Origin of the sequence: Alloyangia pacifica, assembly GCF_003111685.1 — a bacterium.
GTDB classification, from domain to species: Bacteria; Pseudomonadota; Alphaproteobacteria; order Rhodobacterales; family Rhodobacteraceae; genus Salipiger; species Salipiger pacificus_A.
Map to the genome: position 1 here is coordinate 1,429,981 of NZ_CP022189.1, position 15,988 is coordinate 1,445,968.

At 67.2% G+C, this 15,988-nt stretch carries 14 protein-coding genes and 1 tRNA gene; 10 read left to right on the plus strand and 5 right to left on the minus strand.

Annotated features, from left to right (window positions below):
• Window positions 1-25: 25 nt before the first annotated feature.
• Together CEW88_RS06870 and CEW88_RS06875 are read left to right on the plus strand one after the other, a co-directional pair.
• Window positions 26-793: an SDR family NAD(P)-dependent oxidoreductase gene (locus CEW88_RS06870; protein ID WP_108965346.1), complete on the plus strand. Its 768-nt coding sequence runs from the start codon at window positions 26-28 to the stop codon at window positions 791-793.
• Between the two features lie 134 nt (window positions 794-927).
• Window positions 928-1,947, plus strand: coding sequence for an LLM class flavin-dependent oxidoreductase (locus CEW88_RS06875; protein ID WP_108965348.1), 1,020 nt, complete (start codon window positions 928-930; stop codon window positions 1,945-1,947).
• 25 nt (window positions 1,948-1,972) lie between these two features.
• On the opposite strand, the gene CEW88_RS06880 is transcribed toward CEW88_RS06875, so the two are convergent.
• Complete coding sequence (locus CEW88_RS06880) at window positions 1,973-3,058, minus strand: cache domain-containing protein (RefSeq protein WP_108965351.1); 1,086 nt, start codon at window positions 3,056-3,058, stop codon at window positions 1,973-1,975.
• 369 nt (window positions 3,059-3,427) lie between these two features.
• Window positions 3,428-3,504, minus strand: a tRNA-Ile gene (locus CEW88_RS06885).
• A 330-nt stretch (window positions 3,505-3,834) separates the two neighbouring features.
• Here CEW88_RS06885 and CEW88_RS06890 point away from each other — a divergent pair.
• Window positions 3,835-4,248, plus strand: a complete 414-nt coding sequence (locus CEW88_RS06890) for a universal stress protein (RefSeq protein WP_108965353.1) — start codon at window positions 3,835-3,837, stop codon at window positions 4,246-4,248.
• Between the two features lie 78 nt (window positions 4,249-4,326).
• Window positions 4,327-5,985 (plus strand): BCCT family transporter, encoded by a 1,659-nt coding sequence (locus CEW88_RS06895; protein ID WP_108965355.1) that lies wholly within the window; start codon window positions 4,327-4,329, stop codon window positions 5,983-5,985.
• 64 nt (window positions 5,986-6,049) lie between these two features.
• Here CEW88_RS06895 and CEW88_RS06900 read toward each other — a convergent pair whose 3' ends face one another.
• A complete protein-coding gene (locus CEW88_RS06900) occupies window positions 6,050-6,544 on the minus strand; it encodes a GNAT family N-acetyltransferase (RefSeq protein WP_108965357.1) in 495 nt (164 codons plus the stop codon).
• A 204-nt stretch (window positions 6,545-6,748) separates the two neighbouring features.
• Between CEW88_RS06900 and CEW88_RS06905 the strand changes: the two genes are divergently transcribed.
• From CEW88_RS06905 to CEW88_RS06930, 6 genes are all read left to right on the plus strand, one after another.
• Window positions 6,749-8,170, plus strand: coding sequence for a cryptochrome/photolyase family protein (locus CEW88_RS06905; RefSeq protein ID WP_108965359.1), 1,422 nt, complete (start codon window positions 6,749-6,751; stop codon window positions 8,168-8,170).
• Window positions 8,171-8,330: 160 nt separating this feature from the next.
• Window positions 8,331-8,774 (plus strand): TrgA family protein, encoded by a 444-nt coding sequence (locus CEW88_RS06910; protein ID WP_108965361.1) that lies wholly within the window; start codon window positions 8,331-8,333, stop codon window positions 8,772-8,774.
• A gap of 5 nt (window positions 8,775-8,779) precedes the next feature.
• Complete coding sequence (locus tag CEW88_RS06915) at window positions 8,780-9,883, plus strand: NUDIX domain-containing protein (protein ID WP_108965363.1); 1,104 nt, start codon at window positions 8,780-8,782, stop codon at window positions 9,881-9,883.
• Window positions 9,884-9,942: 59 nt separating this feature from the next.
• On the plus strand, window positions 9,943-10,977 hold the full coding sequence (locus CEW88_RS06920) for a cysteine synthase A (RefSeq protein WP_108965365.1): 1,035 nt from the start codon (window positions 9,943-9,945) through the stop codon (window positions 10,975-10,977).
• Complete coding sequence (locus tag CEW88_RS06925) at window positions 10,974-13,406, plus strand: DUF3772 domain-containing protein (protein WP_108965367.1); 2,433 nt, start codon at window positions 10,974-10,976, stop codon at window positions 13,404-13,406. The genes CEW88_RS06920 and CEW88_RS06925 overlap by 4 nt, the downstream gene beginning before the upstream one ends.
• Window positions 13,407-13,415: 9 nt before the next feature.
• The gene (locus CEW88_RS06930) at window positions 13,416-14,132 is read left to right on the plus strand and encodes an alanyl-tRNA editing protein (RefSeq protein WP_108965369.1); all 717 of its coding nucleotides are present in this window, start codon (window positions 13,416-13,418) and stop codon (window positions 14,130-14,132) included.
• Window positions 14,133-14,154: 22 nt separating this feature from the next.
• On the opposite strand, the gene CEW88_RS06935 is transcribed toward CEW88_RS06930, so the two are convergent.
• Both CEW88_RS06935 and CEW88_RS06940 read right to left on the minus strand, forming a co-directional pair.
• A complete protein-coding gene (locus CEW88_RS06935; protein ID WP_108965371.1) occupies window positions 14,155-15,102 on the minus strand; it encodes a DMT family transporter in 948 nt (315 codons plus the stop codon).
• A 40-nt stretch (window positions 15,103-15,142) separates the two neighbouring features.
• Entirely contained in the window at window positions 15,143-15,874 is a 732-nt protein-coding gene (locus CEW88_RS06940; RefSeq protein ID WP_108965373.1) for a DUF533 domain-containing protein, read from the minus strand.
• Window positions 15,875-15,988 lie beyond the last annotated feature (114 nt).

Below are 15,988 nucleotides of genomic sequence, written 5' to 3' on the forward strand. Positions count from 1 at the left end.
CCGAGGATAAATCGGGAGGAATTTTATGCAGATCGGTGCAACAACCGTGGCCGTGGTATCGGGCGGTGCTTCGGGCCTCGGGGCTGCGACGGCGGCGCGGCTGGCAGGCCTTGGCGCTAAGGTCACGCTGCTCGACAGGGACGCCGAGCGCGGCCCGGTCACGGCGCAGGAGATCGGCGGGCGGTTCATCGAGGCCGATGTCACCAACCCCGAAAGCATCGCTGCCGCGCTGGCCGGGGTGATGGAGGCCGAGGGCGCGCTGCACGTGGCGGTGAGCTGCGCGGGCATCGCGCCGGGCGCCAAGACCGTGTCGCGCGGGGAGCCGCATGACCCGGCGCTCTTCGCCAAGGCCATCGCCATCAACCTCACCGGAACATTCAACCTCGCGTCGCAGGCGGCGGCGCTGATGGCCAAGAACGCGCCTCTGGATACCGACGGCAATCGCGGCGTGATCGTCAACACGGCCTCGGTCGCGGCCTATGAGGGTCAGGTGGGGCAGGTGGCCTACGCGGCCTCGAAGGGCGGCGTGGTGGGGATGACCCTGCCGATGGCGCGCGATCTGGCCGCGCTGGGGATCCGCGTCTGCGCCATCGCGCCGGGGCTGTTCCTGACGCCGATGATGCAGGGGTTGCCGCAGGAGGTGCAGGACAGCCTCGGCCAGCAGGTGCCCTTCCCGGCGCGGCTCGGCAGCCCGTCGGAATACGCGGCGCTGGTGCAGCATATCGTCGAGAACCCGATGCTGAACGGCGAGGTGATCCGCCTCGACGGGGCGATCCGCATGGCCGCGCGCTGACCAAACTTGCGCGGGCGCAGAGCGTCGCCTTTGTGCAGGCGCACAGGGAAGGTGCTCCTTTGTGCGTCTGCGCAGGGTGACCCTGCGGGGAGGCGGCTCCTATATCTGGCACCAACACGACCTAGAGGTGCCGCATGACCCGCATTCCCTTCAGCCTTCTCGATCTCTCGCCGGTGCCCGAGGGCAGCACCCCGGCGCAGGCACTGGCCAATACGATCACCCTTGCGCGCCACGCCGAAGACTGGGGCTATCAGCGCTACTGGCTCGCTGAGCACCACAACATGCGCGGCATCGCCTCGGCGGCGACGGCGGTGGTGATCGGGCAGGTGGCTGCGGCGACCAAGACCATCCGCGTCGGCGCGGGCGGCATCATGCTGCCCAACCACGCGCCGCTGGTGATCGCCGAGCAGTTCGGCACGCTGGAAACGCTCTTCCCGGGGCGGATCGATTTGGGCCTTGGCCGTGCGCCGGGCTCGGATCAGGTGACCGCCATGGCGCTGCGTCGCAACATGAGCACCGCCGCGGACCGCTTCCCCGAGGACGTGATCGAGCTCTTGGGCTATTTCCAGGAAGCCGACGAGACCCAGTCGGTGATCGCCGTGCCGGGCGAGGGCACCCATGTGCCGGTCTGGATGCTGGGCTCCTCGCTCTACGGCGCGCAGCTCGCTGCGCATCTCGGGCTGCCCTATGCCTTCGCCTCGCATTTCGCCCCCGATGCGCTCGAACAGGCCATCGAGGTCTACCGAAGCCGTTTCCAGCCCGGCATCACCCGAGAGCCGCGCTTCATGCTGGCCGCCAACGTCTGGGCGGCGCAGACCACCGAAGAGGCGATCCGGCTGAAGAGCTCGCAGCAGCAGGCCTTCATCAACCTGCGCACCGGGCGCCCGGGGCGGCTGCCGCGGCCGGTGGTCGACATCTCGGCGCAGACCGACCCGCGCTTCCTTGCGGCGGCGAACTCGGCGTTGAGCGTCTCGGCCGCGGGTGATCGTGACAAGGTCGGCGAGGAGCTCGAGGCGCTGATTGTGCGCTATCAGCCGGACGAGCTGATCCTCACCGGCATGATCCACGATCCTGCCGCGCGCCTGCGCAGCTTCGAGATCGCCGCCGAGGTGCTCGGACAGGAAAAAGGCGCAGCGACCGAACGCTGCGCCTGATCCCAAGCCTTGGTGTGCGCCGGGCCTAGGGCTTGGCGCGCAGCGACTGAATCTGCGTCTGCAGGCGCGCCAGCACCGCCGACAGGAGCATGCTCTCGCGGGTGCTCTGTTCTTCTCGCGGGTAGACCATCTGGCCGTCCGCCAGCGCCGTCGCGGCGCGGATGAGACGCTGGAAGGGCCGGGTGAGGTAGTGGAAGAGCACCAGCGTCGCGGCAAGCACGCTGATCCCGACCGCAGCGAGGATCATGTTGACATTCTTCACGAATTGCGGGAAGGCCGCCCCGAAACTGTCTTCGCGGACATCGACGATCAGCGTCCAGCCGAAGCCCGGCATGGAGTTGAGCGTGAAATTGGGCAGCACCGCATAGAGGTGCCCGGCGTCGCTGCGATGCAGCCGCGTGCGGTCGGCATCGGGCCGGCCGGCAAGGATCAACCCCTCGACGCGGGCGGGTAGGTCACTGCCGGCCTCGGGCCGCGTGTCAACCAGCGTCTGCCCCTTGCGGTCGCGGATGAGCGCGCTGAGTTCGAGCTCTTGCGCCGCCTCGGCCATGTAGTCGGCGACCCAGGAAATGCGCACGCTGTACACCGCCACGGCCTGCGTGTTGCCGAAGCTGTCCTTCACCGGCATCGACAGGTTGATGAGGCTGATCTCCTCGTTGGTGCCCTCGTTCTTGGTATAGGCCGTGCCGACGGTCTCGCCGCTGAACCCCGCCCGGAACCAGTTGCGTTGCGAGACGTCTTCGCCCATCCGTTCGCCGCGCGAGCCCGCGATGATCACCCCGTCGGGCGAGGCAAAGCCCACCCAGGCAATCTGTCCGCCGGCGCGCACCACCGCATTGGCAAAATCCTGCATCTCGGCAGGCTCGGCATAGGCGGTGCGGGAGGCGACGGCGCGCAGCGAGTCCCATTCCCGGCTGATGGCCTTGTTAAAGGTCTGCGCCAGTGCCTGGGCACCGCGCAGGCCCAACTCGCGCTGCAACTGTACTTGGTATTCCTGCGCCTGCCAGCGCACGCCAAAGATCGCCGCGGCGGTCGCCGTGATCAGAACAACGCCGAGGATCCCGAGAAAAGAGGTGTTCATCTTTGGGTGACGGTCGAGACGATCCGGCATGGGGGTACCCTTTCTCACTCACGTAAACTGCTCGGCGCCATAAGCTGCCGCGAGGGCTGGCCTTGGCGATCTTGGTTAACCGATCACTAGATGAGGGACGGGGAAAAACTGTGATTGAACTGTGGCGCAAATGGGTCAAATTCGCCGCGATGGTCAGGGATTGTTGATTAGAGCGGTACGAGTACCTGCGTTGTCCGCGTAATGGTCGCGGTTGAGCGTGCAGTGCTGAAAAAGATCAACGTCACGCCGCCGCCAAGGCCGGAGGGTTTGCTTGGCTTGCATCGCTCGCGGGCGGGTGGCCTTCACGAGGTCAGGGCGATGCGAGGAAAGGGTCGCCGTAGGCGTCCTGACGAAGGATTTTGGGTGATCTGGTAGGCCCGGCAGGACTTGAACCCGCAACCAAGGCGTTATGAGCGCCCTGCTCTAACCAATTGAGCTACAGGCCCACCGTGGCGCCTGAGTAGCATTCCCTCCGCGCCGGTCAAGTGGCCTTGTGGCCTACGGAGGCTTGCCGTGGCGCCGCGGCCGGGCAGGGGGATTTCAACTTTCTGAGGATCGGTGCCTTTACCTCACGCAATTGTGCCCTAGGTCGATCCATATCGGCGGAACACCGCTGTCCAAGGGCGGCGTGCAGCGCGGCCCTGCGATGCTGGCGCGGGAAGGTCCGCGGGAGGCGTCGGACGTCCTTGGAGACTGCCGGGCAGAGGCCGTGGTGGTTCCCGAGGCTGGAATCTCGCAGGTCCGGGGAAGCCGGGCCGCCCAAGACGGAGGGACCTATGTTCAATCGCATCATGGTGCCGGTTGACCTGACGCATGCGGATCGGCTCGCGAAAGCGCTCAACGTGGCCGGTGATCTTGCCGCGCACTATGGGGCGCACCTCGTCTATGTGGGCGTCACTGCCTCGACGCCATCGTCGATCGCGCATACCCCCAAGGAGTACGGCGAGAAGCTCGCGGCCTTCGCCAAGGCGCAGGGCCTGGCCGCCGGGGCGACGGCCGAGGCGCATCCGGTCACAACCCACGACCCGGCGGTGGATCTCGATCCGGCGCTGGTGAAGGCCGCGGAGGAGACCGGCGCCGACCTCGTCGTCATGGCCAGCCACATCCCCGGCATCGCCGATCATTTCTGGCCTTCCAACGGTGGAACCATCGCCTCTCGGGCCAGGGTCTCGGTCATGGTGGTGCGCTGAGGCCCGCGGGCCTTGGCGCGTTGCCAAAGACAAGACTGTCACAACTTGAACTAAGAATGAAAAAAGGAGGGTCCACGCGTGAGTGACGCAGCAGAGACTGACACTGCGGACCAAGGGATCCCGGCGCCCGAGGGCGCGTCGGAGATCATCGAGACCGATTACGAGATCGGTCAGGACAATTTCGAGGCACAGATCGGCCCGTTCGGGCTCGACGTGCACAACCCCGTGTTCGCGATTTCGGGCGCCGTCGTGGTCGCCTTCGTGTTTTACACGCTGGCATTGCCAGAGCAGGCGGGAAGCATCTTCAGCTGGCTGTTCTCCTTCGCCACGAAGACCTTCGACTGGTTCTTCCTCGGCGCGGCCAATATCTTCGTGATCTTCTGCCTGGTGCTGATCGTCTCGCCGCTCGGTTCGGTCAGGCTTGGCGGCGCCGAGGCGTCGCCCGACTACGGCTACGCGGGCTGGTTCGCCATGCTCTTTGCCGCCGGCATGGGCATTGGCCTCATGTTCTTCGGCGTGCTCGAGCCGGTCTACCACATGGCGGTCAGCTCTCCGCTTGGCGTTCCGTCGCCCTTTGACGCCGATGGCAACCTGATCCCCGAGAATGTCGACGCCGCCAAGGCCATGGGCCTTGCCGCGACGATCTTCCACTGGGGGCTGCACCCTTGGGCGATCTATGCCGTGATGGCACTGGCGCTGGCGCTCTTCTCCTACAACAAGGGGCTGCCGCTGACCGTGCGCTCGGCCTTCTATCCGTTGCTTGGCGATCGTGTCTGGGGCTGGTGGGGCCATATCATCGACATCCTCGCGGTCTTCGCCACCCTCTTCGGTCTTGCAACGTCGCTCGGTTTCGGCGCGCAACAGGTGAATGCCGGTCTCAACCACGTCTTCGGCCTGCCGATCAGCCCGACCATGCAGGTTCTGATCATCACCTTCATCACTGCGATTGCGCTTGTTTCGGTGGTGCGCGGCCTCGACGGCGGGGTGAAGGTGCTCTCGGAGATCAACATGTTCCTCGCTGCGGCGCTGCTGGTCTTCGTGCTGCTGGTCGGCCCGACGATTCTGATCTTCAAAGACTTCCTTGGTGGTCTCTGGGCCTACATCGTCGACCTGGTGCCGCTGTCGAACCCCGTCGGGCGCGAGGATACCGATTTCGTGCAGGGCTGGACCTCGTTCTACTGGGCGTGGTGGATCAGCTGGTCGCCGTTTGTCGGCATGTTCATCGCCCGCGTCAGCCGCGGCCGCACGGTGCGCGAGTTCATCACCTGCGTGCTGATCATCCCGAGCCTTGTCTGCGTGCTGTGGATGGCGGTCTTCGGCGGCGTGGCCATCGACCAGGTGCTGAGCGATCCGGCCACCAGCATGGTGAAGGCCAATGTCATCGACAGCTACAACCCGCCGCTGTCGCTCTTTGCCATGCTCGAGGCGCTGCCGCTGTCGTCGATCACCTCGGTGCTCGCAGTGGTGCTGGTCATCGTCTTCTTCGTGACCTCCTCGGACTCCGGCTCGCTGGTGATCGACACGATCACCGCCGGTGGCAAAGTCGACGCCCCGGTGCCGCAGCGCGTGTTCTGGGCCTGTTTCGAGGGGGCTGTGGCCATCGTGCTGCTGCTCTCGGCGGGCGGGCTCTCGTCCCTGCAGTCGATGGTGATCTCGACCGGCCTGCCGTTCACGCTGGTGCTGCTGGTGATGTGCATCGCCATCTGGCGCGGCCTGCAGGCAGAGCGCCGGCTCTGATCCGCATCGCGTGACGATCAAGACGCGGACCCCTCGGGGCCCGCGTTTTGCGTTGCCAGCGCGGTCAGTCCAACCCGAATGCGGGATGGAACCTGAGCGCCCCCTGCGGCAGGTCCGGGCCGAAGGGCAGGGCAAGGAGCACCTCGGGCGGTATGCCGTCAAGCTGCAGCCCCGGGGCCCGCCGAAATCCGAAATGCCCGTAAAAGGCCGGATCGCCCACCAGCACGACGCCGGGCGCATGCGAGGCCCGGACCTCGGCCAGCGCCGCGCGCATCAGGGCCGTGCCAATTCCTTTGCGCCGCCGCTCCGGCGTGACCGAGATCGGCCCCAGCCCCTGCCAGCCGTGGTGGCCACCGATCTCCACCGGCGAGACCGCGACATGGCCAATCAGCGCTCCGTTCTCCTCGGCAACGAGCGAGACGGTCAGCGCCCCTGCGGCGCGAAGCCGCTCGATGATCTGCGCCTCGGTGCCGCTCGCCTGCGCGGCCGTTTCGAACGCCCGGGTGGTGAGTGCCGAGATCGCCGCGGCCTCCTCCGGTCCCTCGGTCCTGATGTGCATGGTGCTCCTCCCGCGGTTTGTGGGGCCTCTCGCCGCGATCTCATCGGGCAGCTTAGGCGCTCGACCCCGATCTTGGCGCTGATCCAGTCCGGCGCAATACGCGTATTCGCAAAGAGATGAAGACGGCGGGTCCGTGCCAGAGTCCTTGACGGACCCGGCGGGCGGGCCAGTTTGCCCGCGAAACCCGAGGTTCCAGGAGGCCCCATGCACGATGTTTCCCCGACGCTTGTCTGGTTTCGGCGCGATTTGCGCCTGTCGGATCATGCGGCGCTGAGCGCGGCGGTGGCGCGCGGCGGTCCCGTGATCCCGGTCTTCCTCCGCGACCACACGGTCGATGCGTTGGGGGCGGCGCCCAAGTGGCGGCTGGAGCGGGGGCTAGAGGTCTTCATGGCGGCGCTCGAAGAGGCGGGCTCGCGGCTGATCCTGCGGGCCGGGCCGGCACGTGAGGTGATCCCCGAGCTGCTGCGCGAGACTGGGGCCGGGGCGGTCTACTGGCAGCGCGCCTACGATCCGGCCTCGGTTGAGCGCGACACCGACGTCAAGGCGCGGCTCAAGGAGGAGGGGATCGAGGCGGAGAGCTTTGCCGGGCACCTGCTTTTCGAACCCTGGACGGTGGAGACCAAACAGGGGGGCTATTACAAGGTTTACAGCCCCTATTGGCGGGCGGTGAAGGATCGCGAGGTGGCCGCACCCGAAGCGGCGCCCTCGGATATCGCCGCTCCCGGCGAGTGGCCCGACAGCGCGGTGCTGGCGGATTGGAACCTTGGGGGCGCGATGAACCGGGGCGCGGCGGTGCTGGCCAAGCATGTGTCCGCAGGCGAGCAGGCGGCGCAGACGCGGCTTGGCACTTTCATGCGCGACGGTGTTGCGGATTATGGCAAGGCTCGCGACCGGCTGGACGTGGACGGCACATCTCGGATGTCCGAGTACCTCAGCCTCGGCGAGATCAGCCCGGCGCGCTGCTGGCACGCCGGCCTGCGGGCGCAGGCCGAGGGCAAAGCCGGGGCAGGCAAGTTCCTAGCAGAGCTTGCCTGGCGTGACTTTGCCTATCACCTGATGTGGCACACGCCGCATATCCTCGAGGAAAACTGGCGCAGGGAATGGCGCGCCTTCCCCTGGAAAGAGGACCGCCGGTTGCGCGAGGTGCGACTCTGGGAACAGGCGCGGACCGGCATGGAGGTGGTCGATGCGGCGCTGCGCGAGATGTATGTCACCGGCTACATGCACAACCGTGCGCGGATGATCGTGGCAAGCTACCTGACCAAGCACCTGATGGTGCACTGGCGCGTCGGGCAGGCGTGGTTCGACGATTGCCTGATCGATTGGGACCCGGCATCGAACGCGATGGGCTGGCAATGGGTGGCGGGCTGCGGGCCGGACGCCGCGCCCTACTTCCGCGTCTTCAATCCCGAGAGCCAGGCTGAGAAGTTCGACCCCAAGGGCGCCTACCGCCGCAAGTGGATCGCCGAAGGGCAGGCGCAGGCGCCGCAAAGCGCGCTCGACTACTTCGACGCGGTGCCGCGCAGCTGGGGGCTGGACGGGTCGGACGCCTATCCCGAGCCCGTGGTGTCGGCCCGCGAGGGCCGCCAGGCGGCGCTGGAGGCCTATGAGAACCGAGATTTCTGACACCGGTGGGCATCATAATTTCATAAAAACGGCGCATTCCGGGCCAATCTGCTGTTGCAGGGTGACGTCGCCGCCCCATGGGTTTTCGCCATCTTGCGTCCGGGGGGCGCGCGGCGTTTATTGACAGCAAACAAGTAATTGGTGTTCGGGGAGTATTCAGATGACCACTGCTGCGCGCCTCGTGGCAGCGCTCTGCCTCGCGTTTCTGGCCTTTGTCGGGTCACGCTACATCATGACCCGCGTCATGCCCGAGACCACGGCCTTTGGCGGGTTTCTTTGGCTCAACCTGCTGCTCGGGCTGACGGCGGGCTGGCGGGTCCTCGGCACGCGGGTCGGGCGCGGCATGGCAAACGGCATCTCGGCCGGGATCACCGCCACGGCCATGCTGGTGCTCTGGGGGATCCTGGCGCAGGCGATCTACGAGATGTTCCGGCTGGCCATGCGGCACCGCTACGACGGCCCGGCGGAGGCCTTCGTCGCGATTTTCGATCTGGCCCTTGATTTCGGGGCGCATCTGCTGGACGGAGGGTTCATCGGGCTGATGGTCCTGGGCGCGGTCCTGTCCGGCGCCCTGGCGGAGCTGGCCGCACGAAACTGGAGATAACCCGCATGAAGGTCTTCCTGTCCGGCGCACTGGCGGATCCGGCCCTGCTTGAGATCGTGCTCGGCCGCCCGGTGGAGACCCCTGCGACACGTCTGCCCGGCCACGCGGTGCTGGACCCGGAGGGCGGGGCGGACCGGCTGACACTGCTCTGCGCGGCGCCCGGGTCCGAGGCGGCGGGTCTGTTGCCCGAGCTGACCGAGGCCGATGTCGCCCGGCTGTGCTATTTCACCGGCTGGTACGCCGAAGACCTCGCCGAGATCGCCATTCCCGGCGAGGCGGAAGCGGTCTACGCACGGATCGACCCTGCGTCCGGCAGCCCTTGGGATGCCGCGCGATGGTGCGCGCAGAACGCCGCGCTCGGCTGCGAGATCGCGCGCGAGATCATGCTCGGCTACGGTCGGCGCCCGGCGGAGATGGTGCGCAGGATCCGGCCCTATCTCGCGGCCCGCGCCTGGTCGCGGGCGCTGGCGGGGCGGGAGACGCCCTGCACGCTGCGCTCGGACCGCACCCGCGAGGGCGCGGTGCGAATCCTCTCCGATCGCCGCGCCCACGACGGCTTCTTCGGGATGCGCGATTTCACGCTGCAGCACGAGCGCTTCGACGGCGCCATGTCCGAGGTGATCCACCGCGAGGGCTTTGTGGCCTATGACGCGGCGCTGGTACTGCCTTATGATCCGGAGCGCGACCTAGTGCTGCTGATCGAGCAGATGCGCTACGGGCCGCTTCTGCGCGAGGACCGCCACCCCTGGGTGCTCGAGCCGGTCGCGGGGCTGGTGGATGCCGGCGAAAGCCCCGAGGATTGTGCCCGCCGCGAGGCGGTCGAGGAGGCGGGGCTGTGCCTCGGAAGGCTCGAGCCGATGCTGCGGGTCTATGCATCCCCGGGGTATACCAGCGAGTTCTTCCACTGCTTCCTTGGCCTGTGCGATCTTGGTGATCATCATGGCGGGATCAACGGGCTCGACAGCGAAAACGAGGACATCCGCAGCCATGTTCTGCCTTTTGAGGCGGCCGTGGACCTCGTCGAGAGCGGCGAGGTCAACGCCGGGCCGTTGGCGATGATGCTTCTGTGGTTGGCACGGGCGCGTGAGCGCCTCCGTTCGGCGGCTTGAGTTCACCCGGCGTCCGCCCTACACCTGTCCACCAACGAATTGACGAAGTGGAGATACCCATGCGCGTGGCACAGGATCTGGCGCAGGCGGTCGGACATACCCCGATGATCCGCCTGAAGAAAGCCAGCGAGATGACGGGCTGCGAGATCCTCGCCAAGGCCGAGTTCATGAACCCCGGCCAGTCGGTGAAGGACCGCGCGGCGCTCTACATCATCAAGGATGCGATGGAGAAAGGGCTGCTTGAGCCCGGCGGCACCATCGTCGAAGGCACGGCGGGCAACACCGGCATCGGTCTCGCGCTGGTCGGCGCATCCATGGGCTTCCGCACGGTGATCGTGATCCCCGAGACCCAGTCTCAGGAAAAGAAGGACATGATCCGTCTTGCCGGCGCCGAGCTGGTGCAGGTCCCGGCGGCGCCCTACCGCAACCCGAACAACTACGTGCGCTACTCGGGCCGCCTGGCCGAGCAGCTGGCCAAGACCGAAACGCACGGCGCGATCTGGGCCAACCAGTTCGACAACGTCGCCAACCGGCTGGCCCATGTGGAAACCACTGGCCCCGAGATCTGGGAGCAGACCGGCGGCAAGGTCGACGGGTTCATCTGCGCCGTGGGATCGGGCGGCACGCTGGCGGGGGTTGCGGGCGCACTGCAGTCCAAGGGTGTGAAGATCGGTCTGGCCGATCCGATGGGCGCGGCGCTCTACAGCTATTACACCACCGGCGAGCTGAAATCCGAGGGCGACTCGATCACCGAGGGCATCGGACAAGGCCGGATCACCGCCAACCTCGAGGGGTTCACCCCCGACTTCGCCTACCAGGTGCCCGACGCCGAGGCGCTGCCGGTGGTCTTTGACCTGCTCTCCGAGGAGGGTCTCTGCGTTGGCGGCTCATCCGGCATCAACGTTGCCGGCGCGATCCGCATGGCCAAGGAAATGGGCCCGGGACACACCATCGTCACCGTGCTCTGCGACTACGGCACGCGTTACCAGTCCAAGCTTTTCAACCCGAGCTTCCTGCGCTCGCGCGATCTGCCGGTGCCGGGCTGGCTCGACCGCTCGCCCGCTTCGATCCCCGGCGTCTTCGAGGACGTATGAGTGCCCTGATCCGGCGTGTCCTTGCCGCCTGCGCGATGACTTTGCTCTGCGCGACCCTGGCGGTCGCGCAGGCACAGGACATTGATTACGCCACCTGGACGAAACTCGCGGAGCAGGCCGACGGTCTGCTGGACGGCGAGGATGTCACCGTCAAGCAATACGAGGATCTGCGCAGCCAGATCGCGGGTTGGCGGGACAGCTTCCTACGGGCTGAAAGCACCAATGCCTCGCGCATCGACACGTTGCAGCAGCAGCTCGACACGCTCGGCCCGGCCCCCGCCGAGGGCGAGAGCGAGGCCGAGGACATCGCCAATCGGCGGGCCGACCTGACCAAGCAACTTGCCGATGCGCAGGCGCCGGTGCGCCGCGCTCAGGAGGCCTACACTCAGGCCAACGGGCTGATCGGCGAGATCGACACCAAGATCCGCGAGATGCAGACCAGCCGCCTGCTGACCCTCGGGCCGTCGCCGCTGAACTTCCAGCTCTGGGCTCCTGCGGCGAACGACGTGGTCGCGGCAGGCACGTCGCTGGTGCAGGAGGTGCGCGACAACTTCGCCTCCGAAAGCCAGCGCGCGGCGGCGCGCGAGAACCTTCCGGTGATCATCCTGCTGGTAGGCCTGTCGGGCCTTCTGGTGATCCGCGGCCCGGCGTGGGTGCGGCGGATCGAGGAATGGCTGCGGCGACGCACACGCCGGGGCACGGGTGTCTGGCGCTTCGTCGCCTCGCTCGGTTCGATCGTGGTGCCGCTCGGCGGGCTCATCCTGCTGGTGGTGGCGGCGACGATCTCTGGGCTGCCTGGACAGAACCTGACAGTGGTGATGTACACCGTGCCGATTTGGGGGCTGGTGCTGCTCTACATCCGCTGGCTGGCGGGCGAGAGCTTCAACAGCGACGACGCGGTCGCCACGATGCCCCTGCCCAATTGGCAGCGCACCGAGGCCTGGCTCTATTCGTCGGTCCTCGCGCTGCTCTACGTGCTTCGCGGCATGGGCCAGACGCTCTCGGAGATTTTCAAATTCTCCGACGCGACAAACGCGGTGCTCGATTTCCCGCTGATCGTGCTCACGGCGCTGATGCTGTTCCGCCTCGGGCACATCCTGTCCGGGCTGAGCCGCAGTGAGCCCGAGGAGGGCGACGGCACGCTGCTCGATGGCTCGACCTTCCGGATGCAGCTGGCGCGGCTGATTGGCCGACTGTCGATGCTGCTGGCGGTCTTCGGACCGATCATGGCGGCGGTCGGCTATCACCGGGTCGGGCAGGGGATGGTGTTTCCTGCAGTGGTGTCGCTGTCGTTGCTGGCTCTTGTGCTGGTGCTGCAGCGCTTCGTCAAGGACCTCTATGAGCTGATCACCCGCAAGGATCCCGACGACAGCCTGATGACCGTGCTTGCTGGCGTGGTGCTGATCGTTCTGGCATTGCCGATGCTGGCGCTCATCTGGGGCGCGCGGGTCGCAGATCTCACAGAACTCTGGGCGCGCTTCCAAGAGGGTTTCCTGCTTGGCGACGCGCGCATTTCGCCGACCAGCTTCCTGACCATGCTGGTGGTCTTCGCCGTGGGCTACGGCGTCACCCGCCTGCTGCAAAGCGGGCTGCGCAGCTCGATCCTGCCGAAGACCAAGCTCGACATCGGCGGGCAGAATGCGGTCATCTCGGGGCTTGGCTACGCCGGGGTGATGCTGGCGGCGGTGGTTGCGATCACGGCAGCGGGGATCAACCTCACCGCGCTCGGCTACGTGATCTCGGCGCTGTCGGTCGGGATCGGTTTCGGCCTGCAGAACATCGTGCAGAACTTCGTCTCGGGGATCATCCTGCTCATCGAGCGGCCGATCAGCCAGGGCGACTGGATCGAGGTCGGCCCCAATATGGGCATCGTCAAGGACATCTCGGTGCGCGCAACGCGGATCGAGACCTTCGACCGCACCGACGTGATCGTGCCGAACTCGGACTTCATCTCGGGCACGGTGACCAACTTCACCCGTGGCAACGTCGTCGGCAGGGTCTTCACCACGGTCGGCGTCGCCTATGGCAGCGACACCCGCAAGGTCGAGAGCATCCTACTGCGCATCGTGCGCGAGCATGACATGGTGTTTCTCAACCCCGAGCCCTCGGTTGTCTTTGCGCGCTTCGGCGCGGATTCGCTGGAGTTCGAGATCCGGGCCATCGTGCGGGACGTGAACCAGAAGATCAAAATTCTCTCGGACTTCAACCACGAGATCAATGCGCGTTTCGTGGCCGAGGGGATCGAGGTGCCCTTTGCGCAGCGGGATATCTGGCTGCGGAACCCCGAAGCGCTGTATCCCTCCGGGGACCGGTCGCCGCAGGGCGGCGCCGACGAGGGCACCGAGGATGACACGCCGGCGAAGCGGCAGGGCAAGAAGACCGGCGGCGGAGGCGATGCCTTTCCGACCGTCGGACCGGAAGACGAGTAGGAGAGCGAGTTGACGGAACGACTGTTCCTTGAAGACGCCTATCGCCGCGAGGCGCCGGGCGAGGTCATCGGGCTGACCGAGGAGGGCGGCATCATCCTTGATGCCTCGCTCTTTTACGCGACCAGCGGCGGCCAGCCCGGCGACAGCGGCCAATTGCGCTGGCCGGGCGGCTCGATCGAGATCGCGACGGCGGTGAAGGGTGAGGGCGAGACCATCGTGCTTGTCCCGGCCGAGCCCAAGCCGCTGCCCTATGTCGGCGCGCGCGTCACGCAGGTGCTCGACTGGGAACGCCGCCACAGGCACATGCGGGTGCACACGGCGCTGCACCTCTTGTCGGTGGCCCTGCCGTTGCCGGTAACCGGCGGGCAGATCAGCGCCGGCAAGGGCCGGCTCGACTTCCTGATGCCCGAGCCACCCGAGGACCGGGACGGGCTCGAGGCGATGCTGAACGAGTTCGTGGCCCGCGACCTGACGGTCTCGGAAAGCTGGATCACCGAGGCCGAACTCGACGCCAACCCCGAGCTGGTCAAGACCATGAGCGTTCAGCCGCCGCGTGGCGCCGGGCGGATCCGCTTGGTGCGGATCGGCGAGGGCGAGGGGCAGATCGACCTGCAGCCCTGCGGCGGCACCCATGTGGCGCGCACCGGCGAGATCGGGGACCTGCGGCTCGGCAAGATCGAGAACAAGGGCAAGCAGAACCGGAGGGTGAACCTGCTGGTCGGCTGAACCCGTTCGGCAGGTTGGGGTGTCAGGAGAGAGGGGGCTCTGCCCCCTCGGCACCGCGCGCCTCGCTGACGGGGTAGTTGGCGCTGGCAGGAACCCGGGCGGGTCTCGGGGCGCGGCGGCGGGTGGTCACGATGTAGAGCGCGAGGCTGATGACCACCAGCGCGCCGCCAAGCAGCATGCGCGGGCTCGGCGCCTCGCCAAGGAAGGCCCAGACCCAGACCGGGCCAAGCACCGTTTCGAGCAGCATCAGCAGGCTGACGTTGGCCGCGGCGGTGTGGCGCGAGGCGGAGCTGAGGCAAAAGAAGGAGACCGGCAGGATCACCGCGCCGGTGGCCAGGATCGGCAGCACATGGCCCTCGGTGAGTGCGCCCGCCGGCACCAGCGCCAGCCCGCAGAGCCCGGATATCAGCGCGCCCGTGCCCATGGCGGGCATCAGCGGCAGTGCCGGAGCGTGGCGCAGCGTGACGAAGCTGAGCCCGAGGGTGAGCGCGACACCAAATCCGCAGAGCGCCCCCACGAGCGTGCCGGGGCTGGCCGCGAGATCGCCCTTGCCGCTGACCGCGAGCCCGATGCCCAGCAGGACCGCGCCCATGGTGATCCAGGTGGCGCGGCTGGTCGGCTCGCCGTAGAGCAGCCGCGACAGCAGCGCGGCGCAGACCGGCATGGTCGCCACCGCCAGCAGCACCACCGCGACGGGCGCCACCGCGATGCCAAGCGAGAAGAGCGCGGCATTGGCGCTCTGGCAGGCGATCACCGTCAGCCCGGGGCGGGTCAGCAGAAGCCGCAGGTTGCGCGGGCCGCGTGTGGTGAGAAGAAAGATCGCCCAGAAGGTCGCCCCGAGCGCCAGCCCGCGCCAGGTCAGCATCGACAACCCCTCCATGCCCGACAGCCGCATCAGCAACGTGTCGGGCGTCAGGACGAGCGCGCCGAGGGCGGCGAGCCCAAGGCCGTAGAAGGGGTGTCTTTGCATGCGGGCCTTCGGTCTTGGGGCCGGAGGACCGGCGACTGTGTCAGGCGTAGAGCGGTTGCAGGCCCATCTGCATGTGAAGCGCGTTCACCGCAGTTTCCGGCAGCCCCATCGCCTTGGCGAGACGATCAAGGTATTCGGCCTCGTTCGGCGTGTCCACCGTGATCGCCATCAGCGAAGCGGCGTAGACTTGGGTCTTCTGCGCATCGGGCGTGTCCTTGGCCAGCGCCTCGGGGTCGAGCTTGGCGCCCAGCTGCTCCTTGAGAAAAGCGATGTCCTCGGGCGAGGCATCGGCGCCAAGCGTGTCGGTCAGCTTGGCCTTTTCGGCGGCGTCGATCTCGCCGTCGGCCTTGGCGGCCTGGATCATCGCGCGCAGCATCAGCCCGGCGGCGGTCTCGGCCTCGGGGGCGGCGTGCGTGGCGCTCATCTTGTCGAGCATGTCGCCGAGGTTCTTGCCGCCCATGTTGGCCGCCTTTGCCGCGGCCGCGAGCATCCCGGCGAGGCCCGTGCTGGCGGCCTGGCCGGCCTGATCCATGCCCGGCATGGTGCCGAGGCCGCTTTTCTTCAGTTGTTCCATGATGGCGCCAAGCGGGTTGCCGTTGCCGCCGAGCATCTTGCCCATCTGCGCCTGCAGCGATGTGCCGGGCTCTGAGCCGGGGATCTGGGCCTTGCCGCCGATCAGCGTGCCAAGGCCCTGGTCGCCGGAGAGACGGTCAACGCCGCGCGCGGCGGCATAGCCGACGGCAATCTTTGCCAGGGTTCCCATGAGACTCATCTTCGTGCTCCCTTCAACATGCATGCCGAGGTTGATGTCGCCGCCAGCTTGCCGGATGCGGTGACGTTGGGGAAGGAAAATTCCCGTATGGGCGGATTTGCGCGCTTTTACGAA